We start from the raw sequence: 16,401 nt of genomic DNA, 5'->3' as shown, positions 1-16,401 counted from the left end.
AAGGAAACAGACATGAGCTTACTCAACGTACCTGCGGGCAAAGAGCTGCCGGAAGACATCTACGTCGTTATCGAAATCCCAGCTAACGCAGACCCAATCAAATACGAAGTTGACAAAGAGAGCGGCGCACTGTTCGTTGACCGTTTCATGTCCACTGCGATGTTCTATCCGTGCAACTACGGCTACATCAACCACACCCTGTCCCTGGACGGCGACCCGGTTGACGTGCTGGTCCCGACTCCGTACCCGCTGCAACCAGGCTCAGTTATCCGCTGCCGTCCGGTTGGCGTACTGAAAATGACCGACGAATCCGGAGAAGATGCCAAGCTGGTTGCGGTACCGCACACCAAGCTGAGCAAAGAATACGATCACATCAAAGATGTGAACGACCTGCCGGAACTGCTGAAAGCCCAGATCACTCACTTCTTCGAGCACTACAAAGATCTGGAAAAAGGCAAGTGGGTTAAAGTCGACGGTTGGGACAACGCTGAAGCGGCTAAAGCTGAAATCGTTGCTTCCTTCGAGCGCGCTAAACAGAAGTAATTCTGTTTTTCCAGCATAAAAAACACCGCCTCCGGGCGGTGTTTTTGTATGGGCCTGTTCTGGTTTCAGACGGCCAAAAAACAACGCCACCCGAAGGTGGCGTTGTCGTTTTCAATTACTGGTCTCTGTCCAACCAGTTTCCGCTCTCAATCTGCGCAAACCCCTCGACGGAGCGCTGGTAGACATACATCCACGCGCTGCCGTAAGGCGTTTGGATCAGATGGCGCGCGTATTCACCGCCCTTGGTGCGCAGCGCATCCAGCTCGGCCAGCGTCGATGCGTCGATACGATACACTTCACCATGTACTGTGCCCTCGCCCGGCACCGCGCCTGGATAGTGGCCCAGGCTGTACAGCTGATAATCGTCGACACTATGAGCGCCCAGCAACTGGGCGTTGGTCATCCAGTGGCTGTTGCCTTGTTTGCGTCGTAAACTGCCGTAAACAAATATTCGCATTGCTAAAACTCAAACTGATAGAGCAAATCGAGAGCCTGGTCTACGCCAGACACCGCTTCCATATATAGCTTAGGCATCAGGCGATAACGCAGGGTAAGCGTCGCCAAAGAGTCGAAGATGCCGACGCCGTATTTTACCTGAAGACCCGGCAGCACATAGCCGCTGACCACCACCTGGGAGGAGTCGCCTACCCCCTGGGTATCCAGCGCCAAATTGCTTACGCCAAACGTCTCGCCGATTTTACCCACAACCTGACCACTTTGTGCAACCCCCATTCCAATAAGCATTGAGGTCATCGCCGCACTATCGCTCTGTTCGCTGCCTAATCCCTGACCGCGTAACAGATAAGAAAGCGCTTCCTGCTGCGACATTGCCGGGTCGGAGAAGATCTCGGCCTTCGGCTGATCGGCAGAACCGGTGACGCGAACGCCGGCGATCACGTCGTCTTCGGTGGCTTCCGGGTTACGAATCGCTTCGATATTGAGCAGCGGCTGATCCGGCGGCCCGGAGAACAGCAGCTCGCCTTTACGCACGATCAGATCCTGACCATAAGCGTGGAAGCGACCTTCCGGAATATTGATCTGGCCATTGAGCCCCAGCCCCTGCTTATCCTGCGCCACTTTCAGATCGCCGGTCAGACGCGCTTTCAGGCCGAAAGCGTCCAGACGCACGTTGTTGCCGACGTGAATCGTCAGGTTGCTGTTGATCGGAATACCGGCGCTCTGCGGCTTAATCGGCTTCAGATCTTTATCCAGCATCACCTCATCGGAAGAGACGCCCACCGCGCTCTCCGGCACCTCGTTCACCACGATGCGCGCCCACGGTACGTCAACGCGGCCATCGAGGTTAAACAGGCTTGGCGTGGCGGTAAACACCACATCCGGAGAAACATCCAGGCGGACCATCGGCGGCACGGTAATGCGCACCCGGCTGCCCTTCGCCGCAATCTGCGCGCGCCAGTTGTCGATTTGCGTCCAGTCGGCGTTGCCGCTCAGCGCAATCTGCCCCTGTTTGGTATTCACCGTCCCCTGCAGAGTCGAACGCGTTCCGTTGAAGTTCATCGCCAGCTGACTCGGCTGCATATCAAACGGCATAAAGTTGCCGTCGATATCGACGCCGCTGAGCTGCATTTGACCAAACAGCTGCGGGCTCTGCAAGTTGCCGCCCAGACGCAGACGGGCATTAAGCTTGCCTTCCGCTTTCTCGCCGCGAGCGAAGATCGGGTTAATCATCGCCAGCGAGAAGTTGCTGATGTTGACGTTGCCGCCAAGGTTACGCCGCCCCTGCGGGTCGGTCACTTCCACCTGGCCATCAAGCTGGCCGTTATTGGTCAGGCGTATCAGCCAGCCCAACTGCGCCCGGTTGTTATGCAGGTCGGCGCTGAGGTTAAGCGTATCGAAGGCCACCGGCAGCGGCGCGTCGTTGACCGTCTGGGTAACTTTGACGTTGCGCCCGCTGAGGGTGACTTTGCCCTGAGGCAGTCCCTCTTTGGTGGTGTCCCAACTGACATCGGCGTTACCGCTAAACACGCCGCTTGCCTGGGTCGCGTCCGGCATAAACGGCTTCAGCATCGCCAGATCGAAACGGTTGAGATTGACCACCGCGCGCCCGCTGGCGCCGGCATCAATGGTTTGCGGTACGCACAGCTCGGCGTTCGGGTTGCTCCAGCAGTGCGGCCCGATGCTGATTTTCTGCTCCTGATTACGATAATCCAGCGCGATGTTGCGCGTCAGCGCTACCGGCCCGACCGGTGTCTGGAAACGGGTATTACTCAGGGTGCCCTTCCAGCGCTCCTCTTTACGATCGAAGCTGCCCGCCAGCGTCAGCTGGCCCGACACCGGCTCGCCCTGTACGCGCAGCTGTAAATCATGCTGCTTCTCGGTACCTTTGGCATTCAGCTGCACCAGGCTGATGTTGACGCCCGGCTGGCTGATGCGATCGACGCGTACATCAAGATTACCGCCAATCTGATCGCTGGACTTCACGTCGCCTTTGACGTTGACCTGGGCTACCGTCAGCTCCTGCCAGCGTAAAGCGCGGGCGGTGATATCCGCCAGCAGCTGCGGCGCGTCGATGGTGCCACGCACCTTCAATAGTCCCTTCGCCGTACCGCCGAGCCCCGGCAGCGCATTGTCGAGATGCGGCGCATCGATGGTGGCGTCGAGATTAAGGTCTTTCACCCCCAGCTCGCCTTTCACATCGGCGCTGTTTGGGCCAAGCGCCAGATGCAGTCCCGGCACTTTCCACTGCATATAGCTGTTACCCTGCAGCGAACCGTGAACATCGACTTTATTCTGTTTCACGTTGCCGGTAATTTTCAGCTCGGGAACCGCCATCTGCCAGCTGCTGCCGTACAGGCTCCCCTGGGTTTTGATAATCCCGTTCAGCTTCGACGGCCAGTCCGGCACCTCTTTGGCGGTATTAATGCCATCGAGGGTCAATTCGCCGCGCCAGCTGATCGCCTGCTGCCAGTCGAGCAACGCTTTCAGTTCGGTTTTCCCCTCCAGCGCCGCCACGGTCAGCTTATCGAGATTTACCTGCTGTTCGTTGCCTTTAGCATTAAGGGTAATTTTAGCCGGCGGCAGCGACTGTCCTTTCACCGCGGTACTAAAGGCCATGGTGTAGTCGGTCATTTTGCCGCTGAATTTCAGATGCAGATCATCCGCCTGGAACTGTTTCTCGCCGGTAAACGGCCAGTACAGCTGCTTACTCTTCACTTCCATATTCAGCGGCAGACCGGCTTCCGCCAGCTGCGCTTCGGCGCGCAGGGTCATGGCCACCGAGCCGGCTAAATCAACGCCGACCTGCAGTTTTTTACGCAGCTCGCCGCCTACTTTCAGCTTCACCTTCTCGCCTTTCAGCGGGTCGATGTTCAGCGTGCTGTCGAGAGTAATATCGACCGGCCAGTTATCCTGCAGTTGCGCGGTGCCGGAAGCGGTAACCTTGCCCTGGTCGGAATCGACGTCCAGCGCATCAAGTTTCATCTGCCCGTCGATGCTGCTGACCTTCAGCAGCAGGTTGTAGACGGTCATATCGGTATCGCCGGTCAGGCGCAGCTGTTCGCCGCGGAACTCCTGAATATTAAGATTCAGCGGCAGATGCACATCGACCATTTCCGGCAGCACCGGCTGCGAGAACAGATCTTTCATCGTCTCGCCGAGAGGCTTCTCTTCCGGTTTCGGATGGTCAATTTTCGGCTCCACAACCTGCTCCTGCGCCACTTTCGCCACCTTCGGCAGGGCGATGAGTAACCCCTGCAGCGAGGTCGGCGTCAGGGTCAGGTTTTTCTCCTGCCAGTTCAGGCCGGTGGAGAAATCGCGCAGCGAAACGGCGGTGTCGTCGATTTTGACATTGACGTTATGCAGCGCCACGCGGCTGAGGGTAATGGGATAGGGCGTCGAGAGGTTCAGCGGGCCGGAATCTTCTTCCTCTACCGGCGTCGAAGGCGGCATCTTTTTGGTATCGATAGCGACGTAGATATCGCGCAGCGAGATATCGTTAACGCACAGGCTGCTATCCCACAGACAGCGCAGCTTGACGCCGAGATGGAACTGGCCGGCCGTCACCGCCACGCCCGGCTGTTCGAAGCGTACGTTCTGTAAGGTCAGGTCGCGCCAGCCGCCGGTGACCTTGCCAATCTCCAGCCCCGGCACCCAGCGGTCCGCCGCTTTCAGTACCAGATGCAAACCGGTAGTGGTGCCGACTAAAAAGCCGACCACGCCAATCAGCAGCACTAAAAAGAGTAATACGCCGAGGCTTATCTTCTTCCATAAACTCATAATTCAGGCCCCAGACCGATGTAAAACTGTAAACCGTGTTCTTCTTTGTCGCCGATAGGTCTGGCGATATCCAGCTTGATCGGCCCAACCGGCGATTGCCAGCGCACGCCGACGCCCGCGCCGGTTTTAAAATCGCTTTTACGGATATCGCTCACCGCTTCGCCGCTGTCGATAAACGCCGCCCCCCACCATTTCCCGGTGACGTTGTATTGATACTCCAGCGAGCCCGTCGCCAGCTTTGAGGCACCGATCAGCTTGCCGTCGTCATCTTTCGGCGAGATCGATTTGTATTTATAACCACGAATGCTGCGGTCACCACCGGCGAAGAAACGCAGATCCGGCGGGACTTTACTGAAGTCATCGGCTTCAATCCAGCCGAGGTTGCCGCGCACCACGAAGCGGTGGCGGTCATAGAGGGTGCGGATCCACACGTCCTGCGCCTGCATGACGATAAAGTTAATGTCCGAGCCCCACATGGTGTTGGAGTAGTCCACCGAATAGCGCTGGGAATCGCCCCAGGTCGGCATCAGGCCGCCACGGGAGCGGGTGCGGTTTACCGAGACGCCGGGATAAAGCAGCATAGTGGTATTGGTGACGTTAGCCTGGGTAAAGTGGTCCAGACTCCAGCGCAGGTTAATCGCGCGCTGCCAGCCGCTCGACATCTCCCAATAGCGCGACAGCGCCAGGGTGGTGGAATCGGCCTTGGTATCGTTAAGGTCGGTACGCTTAAAACCGCCCTGCATCAGGTAATACTGCTCAAGCGGGCTTTTTAATAGCGGGACTTTATAGCTGAAATCGAGCTGCTGTTCCGGCGCGGAGAGGCTAACGCTGGAGGTCAGGCTGTGGCCGTAGGAGTTCATCCACGGCTTTTTCCACGTTGCTTTCACGCGCGGCCCGACGTCTGTCGAATAGCCGACCCCGGTTTCCACGGTGTTCTCTTTGCGTGGCGAAACGACGCCCTGCAGAGGCAGCACCTTGGTTTTACGTGATTTATCAAACTGCGGCGCGACGACCACCGAGTTAAACCAGCCGGTCGCCGCCAGGCGGCGGTTCAGCTCCGCCAAATCCTGCGAGGTGTAATAATCACCCTGTTTAAAGGGCACCAGGTTTTGCAGGTACTCTTCGCGGATCTGCGAACCGGTAAAGCTTACCGGGCCAAAGCGGTAGCGCTCGCCGCTGTTGTAGTCAATGTCCCAGAAAGCCTGATGGCGATCGAGCGACACGCCGAGCTGGCTTTTATTGAACTCGCTATCGAAATAGCCTTTACGCAGCGCCACCTTGGTGAGCGAGCTTTTGAAGCCGTCATAATCACTGTGATTGAGCACCGTGCCAATTGCCGGACGCGTTTTCAGCAGATCCAGGTAATCGCGGTCGGTGCGCGCGCCGCCGCGCAGGATCACCTCGGTGCCGCCAATGCGCACCGGCTCGCCGGGAGTCACTTTGGCAATCAGCACCTGACGCCCTTTTTTGGGCGGCGGACGCAGATCGAAATCGATGGTGGGTTCATAGTAACCCAGCGCTTTCAGGCCCTCGCGGATGGCGTCATCGACGCGCGCGCGAAAACGACGGTCCGGCGTGACCTCATCGCTCTGGATCGTGGATAGTTGGGCGCGGACGTTTTTTTCCAGTTCCCCGGATAACCCCTCAACCTGCAAACGCACATTCGCTGCGCTGGCGACCCCGCTGACCAGCAAAAGGCTGGTAACGCATATCTGGCGGATTTGTTGCACGTGTTCTCCTGAATATCCTTGTTTCCCCCCGAAGGAAACGCAAGTGCCGCTCCACGGCTTAACAAAACCCTAACAACTAAGGGTTGAAAAAGTGACGGTAACCCAAATAATTCTTATGTTTAAATTTAGACGTATTGAGCGTGTTTATTGTCTAAAAAGATACGCGACGTTACAACCTTAACCACAAATTGCGAGGCCAACCGTGAGTCTATTTGATAAAACGCATCTTGTCGCCCAGGCGGATGCGCTGCCGGGGCGCAACACGCCGATGCCGGTAGCAACGCTCCACGCCGTTAACGGCCACTCAATGACCAACGTTCCTGAAGGAATGGAGGTAGCGCTGTTCGCGATGGGCTGCTTCTGGGGCGTCGAGCGTCTGTTCTGGCAATTGCCGGGGGTCTACAGCACCGCGGCGGGCTATACCGGCGGCTACACGCCAAACCCGACCTATCGTGAAGTGTGCAGCGGCGATACCGGGCATTCGGAAGCGGTGCGCGTGGTATATGACCCGCAGGTCATCAGCTATGAACAACTGCTGCAGGTTTTCTGGGAGAACCACGATCCAGCGCAAGGGATGCAGCAGGGTAACGACCACGGCACGCAGTACCGTTCGGCTATCTACCCGCTGACGCCGGAGCAGCTTGAAGCGGCGCAGGCCAGCATGCTGCGTTACCAGGCAGCGATGCGCGACGCCAACGATACCCGCGAGATCACCACTGAAATCGCCACGGCAAAACCGTTCTACTATGCCGAGGACGATCATCAGCAGTACCTGCACAAAAATCCGTACGGCTACTGCGGTATCGGCGGGATTGGCGTTTGCCTCCCTCCGCAGGCGTAATCCTGTAGAAGAGGCCGCTGGCGAGAATAATTATCGCTCTGGTGGCTTTACAGACATTTACGCTATACTACGCTGTGTCATAGCCGGTCCAGCGCCTTCGGACCGGTTTTTTATGTATTCCACATTAAAAGAGTTATCCACTTCCCTTCCGAGGATCTGGCCTCAACGGTCAGAAAAGATATGTTAAACAGTATTTTAGTAATACTTTTCCTTATTGCCGTCAGTGCATTTTTTTCGATCTCTGAAATCTCACTGGCCGCATCACGTAAAATCAAACTCAAATTGCTGGCTGATGAAGGCAATGTGAATGCGCAGCGCGTTCTCAAAATGCAGGAAAACCCTGGCACCTTCTTCACCGTCGTGCAGATCGGCCTCAACGCCGTGGCCATTCTGGGTGGTATCGTCGGCGATGCCGCATTTTCACCCGCGTTTCACAGCGTATTGAGCCGCTACATGTCGCCGGAGCTTTCCGAGCAGCTGAGCTTTATTTTCTCTTTCACCCTGGTCACCAGCTTGTTCATCCTGTTTGCTGACCTGACGCCGAAACGCATCGGTATGATTGCGCCAGAAGCCGTGGCTTTGCGCATCATCAACCCGATGCGCTTCTGTTTACTGGTCTTCCGCCCGCTGGTGTGGCTGTTTAACGGCATGGCGAACAACATCTTCCGCCTGTTTAAAATCCCGATGGTGCGTAAAGACGACATCACCTCCGATGATATCTACGCGGTGGTGGAAGCCGGCGCGCTGGCCGGGGTGCTGCGTAAACAGGAACACGAATTAATTGAAAACGTCTTTGAGCTGGAATCCCGTACCGTCCCCTCTTCGATGACGCCGCGCGAAAACGTGATCTGGTTCGATTTACACGAAGACGAGCAGAGCCTGAAGAATAAAGTGGCGGAACATCCGCACTCCAAGTTCCTGGTATGTAACGAGGATATCGATCACATCATCGGCTACGTCGATTCAAAAGACCTGCTGAACCGCGTGCTGGCAAATCAGAGCCTGGTGTTAACCGGCGGCGTGCAGATCCGCAATACGCTGATCGTGCCGGATACCCTGACGCTCTCTGAAGCGCTGGAAAGCTTTAAAACCGCCGGCGAAGACTTCGCGGTGATCATGAACGAATACGCGCTGGTGGTGGGGATTATCACTCTCAACGACGTCATGACCACCCTGATGGGCGACCTGGTCGGCCAGGGGCTGGAAGAGCAAATCGTCGCCCGCGATGAGAACTCATGGTTAATTGACGGCGGGACGCCGATCGACGACGTAATGCGCGTGCTGGATATCGATGAATTCCCGCAGTCCGATAATTACGAGACCATCGGCGGCTTTATGATGTTCATGCTGCGTAAGATCCCGAAACGCACCGATGCGGTGAAGTTCTCTGGCTACAAGTTTGAAGTGGTGGATATCGATAACTACCGTATCGACCAGCTACTGGTTACCCGTATCGACAACAAACCAACGGTGCTGGTACCGAAACTGCCTGATATCGAAGAAGCGGCGAAGAAAGAAAAAGGCGCGGCGTAAGCGGCCCTGAAAACATCAACGGCTCCCATCGGGAGCCGTTTTTTTTCGTGCCGTCATACCACGTTATGCGGTCTCAGTTTGCAGACGCATAACCTGACGATTGACTTCGGACATCACTGAGAAATGCAGCTTGTCCTTAACCTTCGGGATAAGGATTTTGCCCTTATCAAATTCAAAAGCGCCAACGTCCTTGATGTACAACCGTCCACGAAACAGGATCTTCACGTACTTCGCCACTTGCAGCGGATTGTAGCGTTGGAAAATTTTCATTGTTGTCTCCTGCCAGGGTTACGCTCCTGCGGTGCCACAGTTAGCCCGCGTATCGGGAGCGCAAATTTTAATGCCCTAAAACTATAGTCCAGATTTCCGAAGTCACCCAGTCTGTAGAAGTTTTTTTACCCTTTGATGACAATAATTCAGAATTTTCGTTTCAGGCATACGTAGTTGTTAGTATAAGTTTCCGTTTTTTATTGAATGTGTGCGTTGGCACGCAAACTGGCATCACGCTTGCGGGTAATGGCGACAATTCGCACTTATCATTAAACAAGACCAAGTGGTCGGATCACCTGCATATAAAAAAGGATATCTCATGACCCTACGTAAGTTGCTGGCGGTTTCCGCCCTCCTGTTTCCGTTAATGGCTTCGGCGCATAATTTTGTCGATGGTCAGCGCGTCGCGCCGGTAGGCATCGCCGATCGCGGAGAACTGATACTGAATAACGATAAGTTTAGCTACAAAAACTGGAATAGCTCGCAGCTGGCGGGAAAAGTGCGCGTCATCCAGCATATTGCCGGGCGCACCTCGGCAAAAGAGAAAAATGCCAATCTGATTGAGGCGATTAAGGCGGCTGGCCTGCCGCACGACCGCTACCAGACCACCACCATCGTCAATACCGACGACGCGATCCCCGGCTCCGGGATGTTCGTGCGCAGCAGCATCGAGAGCAACAAGCAGCTCTATCCGTGGTCGCAGTTTATCGTCGACAGCAACGGTCTCGCGCGCAAAGCCTGGCAGCTCGATGAAGGAAGTTCGGCGATTGTGGTGTTAGATAAAAACGGCCGTGTTCAGTGGGCAAAAGACGGCGCGCTGACCCAGCAAGAGGTGCAGCAGGTCGTCGACCTGCTGCATAAGCTGCTTAATAAATAGAGACCCGGAAGCCGGGGTTGAGGAAGGATTCACGCGGCGTGTAGTCAAGAGTTTTGCCTTGCCAGTCGTGAACATGCGCCCCGGCGGCTACCGCGACCGCATGACCGGCAGCGGTGTCCCAGGTGCTGGTCGGCCCGAAGCGCGGATAGAGCTGCGCCTGGCCTTCCGCCACCAGGCAGAATTTCAGCGACGAACCGATTGAGGTGGTCTGGTGCTCGCCCAGTTGCTCCAGATACTCCTGCAGCTCCGGGTCATTACTATGGGAGCGGCTAATCACCACCAGCGGCGGGCGAGCATCGCGAACCTGAATCTGCTTGCGCACGCCACACTCTTCTTTCCACGCCTTGCCATTTTGCGCGCTGTACATCACTTTCATCACCGGCGCGTACACCACGCCCAGCGTCGGTTTACCGTTTTCAATCAGCGCGATATTAACGGTGAATTCGCCATTGCGCTTGATAAATTCTTTGGTGCCGTCCAGCGGGTCGACCAGCCAGTAGCGCTGCCAGTGCTGACGCACTTCCCACGCCGGCGGATCTTCTTCCGACAGGATGGGGATTGTGGCATCCAGCGCCTGCAGGCCGCTGACAATGACTTTATGCGCGGCGATATCCGCCGCGGTAACGGGAGAATCATCCTTTTTGCTGCTCACATCCATCGGCTGGTTCCCATCGTAGACATCCATGATGGCATCGCCCGCGGTCCGTGCAAGCTGACATACTTGTTCTAACATTCTCCACCTCTTCTGGTTACAGTGGCGTTAACTCGTTGTTTTATTTATATCGCATCATCACCAGTTCCGCTATCTGTGATAACACTAGCGGTTTCCATTCACGCTTTTCTGGCAGAATTCACAATTCTGTAAGCAACAGAATGTAAATACATTTTCTTTTGTGCCATTGCTCATAAAAAAGGACGCCTCTGATGATTAAGTTTAGCGCAACGCTGCTGGCCACGCTGGTGGCGGCCAGCGTCAACGCGGCGACGGTCGACCTGCGGATCATGGAAACCACCGATCTGCACAGCAATATGATGGATTTCGATTACTACAAAGATACCGCCACGGAAAAATTCGGTCTGGTCAGAACCGCCAGCCTGATTGAACAAGCCCGTGCGGAAGCGAAAAACAGCGTGCTGGTGGATAACGGTGATGTTATTCAGGGTAGTCCACTGGGCGACTATATGGCGGCAAAAGGGCTCAAAGAGGGGGATGTGCATCCGGTTTACAAGGCGATGAACACCCTGAATTACGCCGTCGGCAACCTGGGCAACCATGAATTTAACTATGGCCTCGACTTCCTGCATAAAGCGCTAGCCGGGGCGAAGTTCCCTTACGTTAATGCCAATATTATTGATGTAAAAACCGGGAAACCGATGTTTACGCCATACCTGATTCAGGATACCCAGGTTCAGGATAGCGATGGTCAGCCCCATACCCTGCGCATCGGCTACATCGGTTTTGTGCCGCCGCAGATCATGACCTGGGATAAAGCCAACCTCAGCGGCAAGGTGAAGGTCAACGACATCACCGAAACCGCGCGCAAGTACGTGCCGGAGATGCGCGCGAAAGGCGCTGATGTGGTCGTGGTGGTCGCGCATTCGGGGCTCTCCGCCGATCCGTATCAGGCAATGGCGGAAAACTCGGTCTACTACTTAAGCCAGGTACCCGGCGTTGACGCCATCATGTTCGGCCACGCCCACGCGCTGTTCCCCGGTAAAGACTTCGCCACCATTAAAGGCGCGGATATCGCCAAAGGTACGCTGAACGGGATCCCGGCGGTGATGCCGGGAATGTGGGGCGATCATCTCGGGGTGGTCGATTTAGTGCTGAATAACGATAGCGGTAAATGGCAAGTGGCGCAGGCCAAAGCCGAAGCGCGACCTATTTACGACGCGGTAGCGAAAAAGTCGCTGGCGGCGGAAGATAGTAAAATGGTGGCGGTGCTGAAAGCCGATCACGACGCCACACGCGAATTCGTCAGCAAGCCTATCGGCAAGTCCGCCGACAACATGTACAGCTACCTGGCGCTGGTGCAGGACGACCCGACGGTGCAGGTGGTCAACATGGCGCAAAAGGCCTATGTCGAGCACTACATCCAGGGCGATCCAGATCTGGCTAAACTGCCGGTACTCTCCGCCGCCGCGCCGTTTAAAGTAGGCGGGCGTAAAAACGATCCGGCAAGCTTTGTCGAAGTGGAAAAAGGCCAGCTCACCTTCCGTAACGCCGCCGACCTCTATCTCTACCCGAACACGCTGGTGGTGATGAAGGTAAGCGGTAAAGAGGTCAAGGAGTGGCTCGAATGCTCAGCCGGGCAGTTTAACCAGATTGACACCGCCAGCAGCAAACCGCAGTCGCTGATTAACTGGGACGGGTTCCGCACCTATAACTTCGACGTGATTGACGGCGTAAATTACCAGATCGACGTGAGTCAACCGGCGCGCTACGACGGCGAGTGCCAGATGATTCACCCGCAGTCAGAACGCATTAAAGACCTGACCTTTAACGGTAAGCCTATCGATCCGCAGGCCACCTTCCTCGTCGCCACCAATAACTATCGCGCCTACGGCGGCAAATTCGCCGGTACCGGCGACGACCATATCGCTTTTGCCTCCCCGGACGAAAACCGTTCGGTGCTGGCGGCGTGGATTGGCGCGCAGTCGAAGAAGGATGGTGCGATCCATCCGGCGGCGGATAACAACTGGCGTCTGGCGCCGATCCACAGCAAAACGCCGCTGGATATTCGCTTTGAGACCTCGCCAGGCGACAAAGCCGCGGCGTTTATCAAAGAGAAAGCGCAGTATCCGATGCGACAGGTAGCGACCGATGATATCGGCTTCGCTATTTATCAGCTGGATTTGAGTCAATAATGCCTGTTCCCCGGTGGCGCTGCGCTTACCGGGGCTACAAAGCGGAGCTGGCTGGTAGCCCGGATTAGGCGCCAGCCGCTATCCGGGTACAGCTCCCCGGTGGCGCTGCGCTTACCGGGGCTACAAAGCGGAGGTGGCTGGTAGCCCGGATAAGGCGCCAGCCGCTATCCGGGGTTACAGAGAGTGATACTTTTTCACTCCCCGTGGTTAGCCAGCACCGCGGGGAGATTCAGCTCGATCCAGTCCGCCAGCGCCGCCACCTTCTCGCTCACCTGCAGACCGAGCGGCGTCAGGCTATATTCAACATGCGGCGGCACCACCGGATACGAGACGCGGTCGATAAAGCCATCCAGTTCCAGCGCCTGTAAGGATTGCGCCAGCATTTTTTCGCTGACGCCACCCATTTTGCGCCGCAGATCGCTAAAGCGGTGAGTCCCCTCGCGAAGCGCCACCAGAATCAACACGCCCCAGCGGCTGGTCACGTGTTTTAGCACATCACGCGACGGGCACTGTTCAGCAAACAGATCCCCGTTGCGCAGTTTGTCGCTCAGCGTCGGTTCGGCCATTTTATACTTACCTTTTTGTACGTACTTACTAAAAGTTAGTTAAGGTGTTAGCTTACCACAACTGCCAATGAACACGAAGGAGAAGAACTATGATCGCGATTACCGGCGCCACCGGCCAGCTTGGCCAGCACGTACTGCATGATCTGTTAAAAACCGTCCCCGCCAGCCAGATTGTGGCGATTGTCCGCAACCCGGCGAAAGCGCAAGCGCTCAGCCAGCAGGGCGTGATTGTGCGGCAGGCCGAATACGGCGATGAAGCCGCGCTTACTGCCGCGCTGCAGGGGGTTGATAAACTGCTATTAATCTCCTCAAGCGAAGTCGGCCAGCGTGCCGTCCAGCACCGTAACGTCATCAACGCCGCCAAAGCCGCTGGGGTGAAATTTATCGCCTATACCAGCCTGCTGCACGCCGATACCTCACCGCTGGGCCTGGCCGGTGAACATATCGAAACCGAACAAATGCTGGCTGATTCCGGTATTCCTTACGCGCTGCTGCGCAACGGCTGGTATACCGAAAACTATCTGGCCAGCGCGCCGCCGGCGCTGGAACACGGCGTGTTTATTGGCGCCGCCGGGGAGGGTAAAATCGCCTCCGCCACCCGTGCCGATTATGCCGCCGCCGCCGCCCACGTTATCGCCGGCGAGGGCCATGCCGGGAAAGTTTACGAACTGGCGGGAGACAACGCCTGGACTCTGAGCGAACTGGCTGCCGAGCTGAGCAAGCAAAGCGGGAAAAATGTGGTTTATCAGAACCTCAGCGAAGCCGATTTCGCCGCCGCGTTGAAGAACGTCGGCCTGCCGGCCGGGCTTGCCGATATGCTGGCGGATTCCGATACCGGCGCGTCGAAAGGCGGACTGTTTGACGACAGCCGCACCCTGAGCAAACTGATTGGCCGCCCGACCACGTCGCTTGCCGATAGCGTAAAAGGCATCATCTAACCAATCCCTGTCAGTTTTTGCGGTTGCGTCCCGGCGCTTCATCTCTAATATTGAAGGGATGAATCGTCGGGAGACACGGCATGCAGGGCGTACCACCACAATTTAGCGATGAAAAAGACCGCGCGCGCTTTCGCCATCTCGAACAACTTCCCGGCGTAGAGCTCTATCACGCCCATATTTCTCGTTATGCCTTTGAACCGCATACCCACGAAGCCTTCGGCATCGGCGTGATTGAACAAGGCGCCGAACGCTTTCGCTATCGCGGTAGTCAGCACGTCGCTTCAGCCAATTCCATCGTCACCATGAATCCGGATGAGCTCCATACCGGCGAGGCGGAAACCGCCGAAGGCTGGCGCTACCGGATGATTTATCTGGAGCCGGATCGGCTGGAAGCCTTCACCGGCGTTCGCCACTGGTGGTTCAGTGAGGTCGTGCGCCAGGAGCCGCAGCGCGCCCGGCAAATCGGCCAACTGATTTACGGCCTGTGGCACGCTGACGATCCGCTGGCGCAGCAAGGGATGCTGCTCGACCTGGTTGATACCTTTCGCCCGCTGGCTCACCATGCGCCAATGGCGCCGGAAGCGGCGCACCGCTTCGATCGGGTACGCGACTACCTGCACGATAACTATATGCGCGCCGTCAGCCTTGATGAACTGGCGCAGGTGGCAGCGCTCAGCCCCTATCACTTCCAGCGCCAGTTTAAAGCCCACTTTCACGTTACCCCGCACCAGATGCTGATGGCGATTCGCCTGTGGCGCGCCAAGGCGTTTCTGACCCACGGCATGCCCGCCGCCGAAGTGGCCATCGCCGCCGGATTAACCGACCAGTCACATTTAACCCGCGCCTTCACCCGTCGCTACGGCATCACGCCGGTGCGTTATCAAAAACAGGTCGCCGGGCGCTAAAGCGCAATCTCATACAATATTCTTACCCTCGCGCCCTCCTACACTTGGCGCAAGCAAACTGAAGATGGATGTCATCATGATTAGCGGCGTGTTGTATGCCCTGCTGGCGGGGTTAATGTGGGGGCTGATTTTCGTCGGCCCGTTGCTGGTGCCGGAATATCCCGCGGTGCTGCAGTCGATGGGGCGCTATCTGGCGCTGGGACTTATCGCCTTGCCGCTGGCGTGGCTCGGCCGCGCGCGTCTGCGGCAGCTGAACGGCAAGGATTGGTGGACCGCGCTGGCGCTGACCATGATGGGGAACCTGATCTATTACTTCTGTCTTGCCAGCGCCATTCAGCGCACCGGCGCGCCGGTCTCGACAATGATTATCGGCACCCTGCCGGTAGTATTGCCGGTGTGCGCCAACCTACTGTATAGCCAGCGCGATGGCAAGCTACCGTGGCGGCGGCTATTTCCGGCGCTAATCTGTATCGCCCTGGGGCTGGTGTGCGTCAACGTGGCGGAGCTGCAGCACGGGCTTCCTGATTTCAGCCCGTGGCGCTATGGTTCGGGCATTGTTCTCGCGCTGATCGCCGTCGTCTGCTGGGCGTGGTACGCCCTGCGCAACGCCCGCTGGCTGCGTGAAAACCCGGATAAGCCGCCGATGATGTGGGCCACCGCGCAGGCGTTGGTCACCCTGCCGGTATCGCTGGTCGGTTATATTGCCGCCTGCGGATGGCTGCAGGGCCAGCATAGCGACTTCCCGCTCCCCTTCGGCCCGCGCCCGGCGGTGTTCATCGTCCTGATGCTGGCGATCGCCGTGCTCTGCTCGTGGGTCGGCGCACTGTGCTGGAACATTGCCAGCCAGCGCCTGCCGACGGTGATCCTCGGGCCGCTGATCGTCTTCGAGACGCTGGCCGGTCTGCTGTACACCTTCCTGCTACGCCAGAGTCTGCCTCCGCTGCTGACGCTGAGCGGGATCCTGCTGCTGGTGCTCGGTGTGGTGTCGGCGGTTCGCGCCCGCCCGGAAAAACCGGTTCTGCAGGAACTGCGCGTCGAGCCAAAAAAATAACCTGGTATCCTAAAGGGGTATTCCCATGGATTAAAGATGCATT

At 57.0% G+C, this 16,401-nt stretch carries 14 protein-coding genes; 8 read left to right on the top strand and 6 right to left on the bottom strand.

Going from position 1 to position 16,401, the window contains the following annotated elements:
• The first annotated feature begins 12 nt into the window (after positions 1–12).
• Entirely contained in the window at positions 13–543 is a 531-nt protein-coding gene (gene ppa, locus PGR29_RS22110; protein WP_015368588.1) for an inorganic diphosphatase, read from the top strand.
• 115 nt (positions 544–658) lie between these two features.
• Here the strand turns inward: ppa and PGR29_RS22105 are convergent, their stop codons facing one another.
• Genes PGR29_RS22105 through tamA form a run of 3 tightly spaced genes read right to left on the bottom strand, consistent with a single transcriptional unit; the run spans position 659 to position 6,509 of the window.
• Positions 659–1,000, bottom strand: a complete 342-nt coding sequence (locus PGR29_RS22105; protein WP_015704194.1) for a gamma-glutamylcyclotransferase family protein — start codon at positions 998–1,000, stop codon at positions 659–661.
• A gap of 2 nt (positions 1,001–1,002) precedes the next feature.
• Positions 1,003–4,779, bottom strand: coding sequence for an autotransporter assembly complex protein TamB (tamB, locus tag PGR29_RS22100; RefSeq protein WP_113374759.1), 3,777 nt, complete (start codon positions 4,777–4,779; stop codon positions 1,003–1,005).
• Positions 4,776–6,509 carry an autotransporter assembly complex protein TamA gene (gene tamA / locus PGR29_RS22095; protein WP_087858312.1) on the bottom strand — a complete coding sequence of 578 codons (1,734 nt, stop codon included), beginning with the start codon at positions 6,507–6,509 and terminating at the stop codon, positions 4,776–4,778. The genes tamB and tamA overlap by 4 nt, the downstream gene beginning before the upstream one ends.
• 202 nt (positions 6,510–6,711) lie before the next feature.
• On the opposite strand from tamA, the gene msrA reads away from it, so the two are divergent.
• Complete coding sequence (msrA, locus tag PGR29_RS22090; protein WP_316425309.1) at positions 6,712–7,350, top strand: peptide-methionine (S)-S-oxide reductase MsrA; 639 nt, start codon at positions 6,712–6,714, stop codon at positions 7,348–7,350.
• Between the two features lie 180 nt (positions 7,351–7,530).
• Positions 7,531–8,883 (top strand): hemolysin family protein, encoded by a 1,353-nt coding sequence (locus tag PGR29_RS22085; RefSeq protein WP_015368593.1) that lies wholly within the window; start codon positions 7,531–7,533, stop codon positions 8,881–8,883.
• A 63-nt stretch (positions 8,884–8,946) separates the two neighbouring features.
• Here the strand turns inward: PGR29_RS22085 and PGR29_RS22080 are convergent, their stop codons facing one another.
• On the bottom strand, positions 8,947–9,153 hold the full coding sequence (locus tag PGR29_RS22080; protein ID WP_015368594.1) for a DUF1107 domain-containing protein: 207 nt from the start codon (positions 9,151–9,153) through the stop codon (positions 8,947–8,949).
• Between the two features lie 319 nt (positions 9,154–9,472).
• Here PGR29_RS22080 and PGR29_RS22075 point away from each other — a divergent pair, with 319 nt between their 5' ends.
• Entirely contained in the window at positions 9,473–10,030 is a 558-nt protein-coding gene (locus PGR29_RS22075; RefSeq protein ID WP_213317449.1) for a YtfJ family protein, read from the top strand.
• Here PGR29_RS22075 and cysQ read toward each other — a convergent pair.
• The gene (cysQ, locus tag PGR29_RS22070) at positions 10,020–10,763 is read right to left on the bottom strand and encodes a 3'(2'),5'-bisphosphate nucleotidase CysQ (RefSeq protein WP_213317447.1); all 744 of its coding nucleotides are present in this window, start codon (positions 10,761–10,763) and stop codon (positions 10,020–10,022) included. The two genes, PGR29_RS22075 and cysQ, sit on opposite strands and share 11 nt — an antisense overlap.
• A 191-nt stretch (positions 10,764–10,954) precedes the next feature.
• Here cysQ and PGR29_RS22065 point away from each other — a divergent pair, with 191 nt between their 5' ends.
• Positions 10,955–12,898 (top strand): bifunctional 2',3'-cyclic-nucleotide 2'-phosphodiesterase/3'-nucleotidase, encoded by a 1,944-nt coding sequence (locus tag PGR29_RS22065; RefSeq protein WP_316425308.1) that lies wholly within the window; start codon positions 10,955–10,957, stop codon positions 12,896–12,898.
• A gap of 194 nt (positions 12,899–13,092) precedes the next feature.
• Here the strand turns inward: PGR29_RS22065 and PGR29_RS22060 are convergent, their stop codons facing one another.
• Positions 13,093–13,464, bottom strand: coding sequence for a winged helix-turn-helix transcriptional regulator (locus PGR29_RS22060; RefSeq protein WP_087858307.1), 372 nt, complete (start codon positions 13,462–13,464; stop codon positions 13,093–13,095).
• Between the two features lie 89 nt (positions 13,465–13,553).
• Here PGR29_RS22060 and PGR29_RS22055 point away from each other — a divergent pair, with 89 nt between their 5' ends.
• The 3 genes from PGR29_RS22055 to PGR29_RS22045 all read left to right on the top strand — a co-directional run bounded on the left by PGR29_RS22055 (position 13,554) and on the right by PGR29_RS22045 (position 16,358).
• Positions 13,554–14,402, top strand: a complete 849-nt coding sequence (locus tag PGR29_RS22055; protein ID WP_045386747.1) for an SDR family oxidoreductase — start codon at positions 13,554–13,556, stop codon at positions 14,400–14,402.
• Positions 14,403–14,482: 80 nt separating this feature from the next.
• Entirely contained in the window at positions 14,483–15,307 is an 825-nt protein-coding gene (locus PGR29_RS22050; RefSeq protein WP_020079805.1) for an AraC family transcriptional regulator, read from the top strand.
• 76 nt (positions 15,308–15,383) lie between these two features.
• Complete coding sequence (locus PGR29_RS22045; RefSeq protein WP_162750236.1) at positions 15,384–16,358, top strand: DMT family transporter; 975 nt, start codon at positions 15,384–15,386, stop codon at positions 16,356–16,358.
• The last annotated feature ends 43 nt before the right edge of the window (positions 16,359–16,401 follow it).

The organism is Klebsiella sp. 141203 (assembly GCF_032601985.1).
Lineage (GTDB): Bacteria > Pseudomonadota > Gammaproteobacteria > Enterobacterales > Enterobacteriaceae > Klebsiella > Klebsiella aerogenes.
The sequence above is the reverse complement of the archived record's forward strand: the minus strand, read 5'-3'. Positions and strand labels throughout refer to the sequence as shown.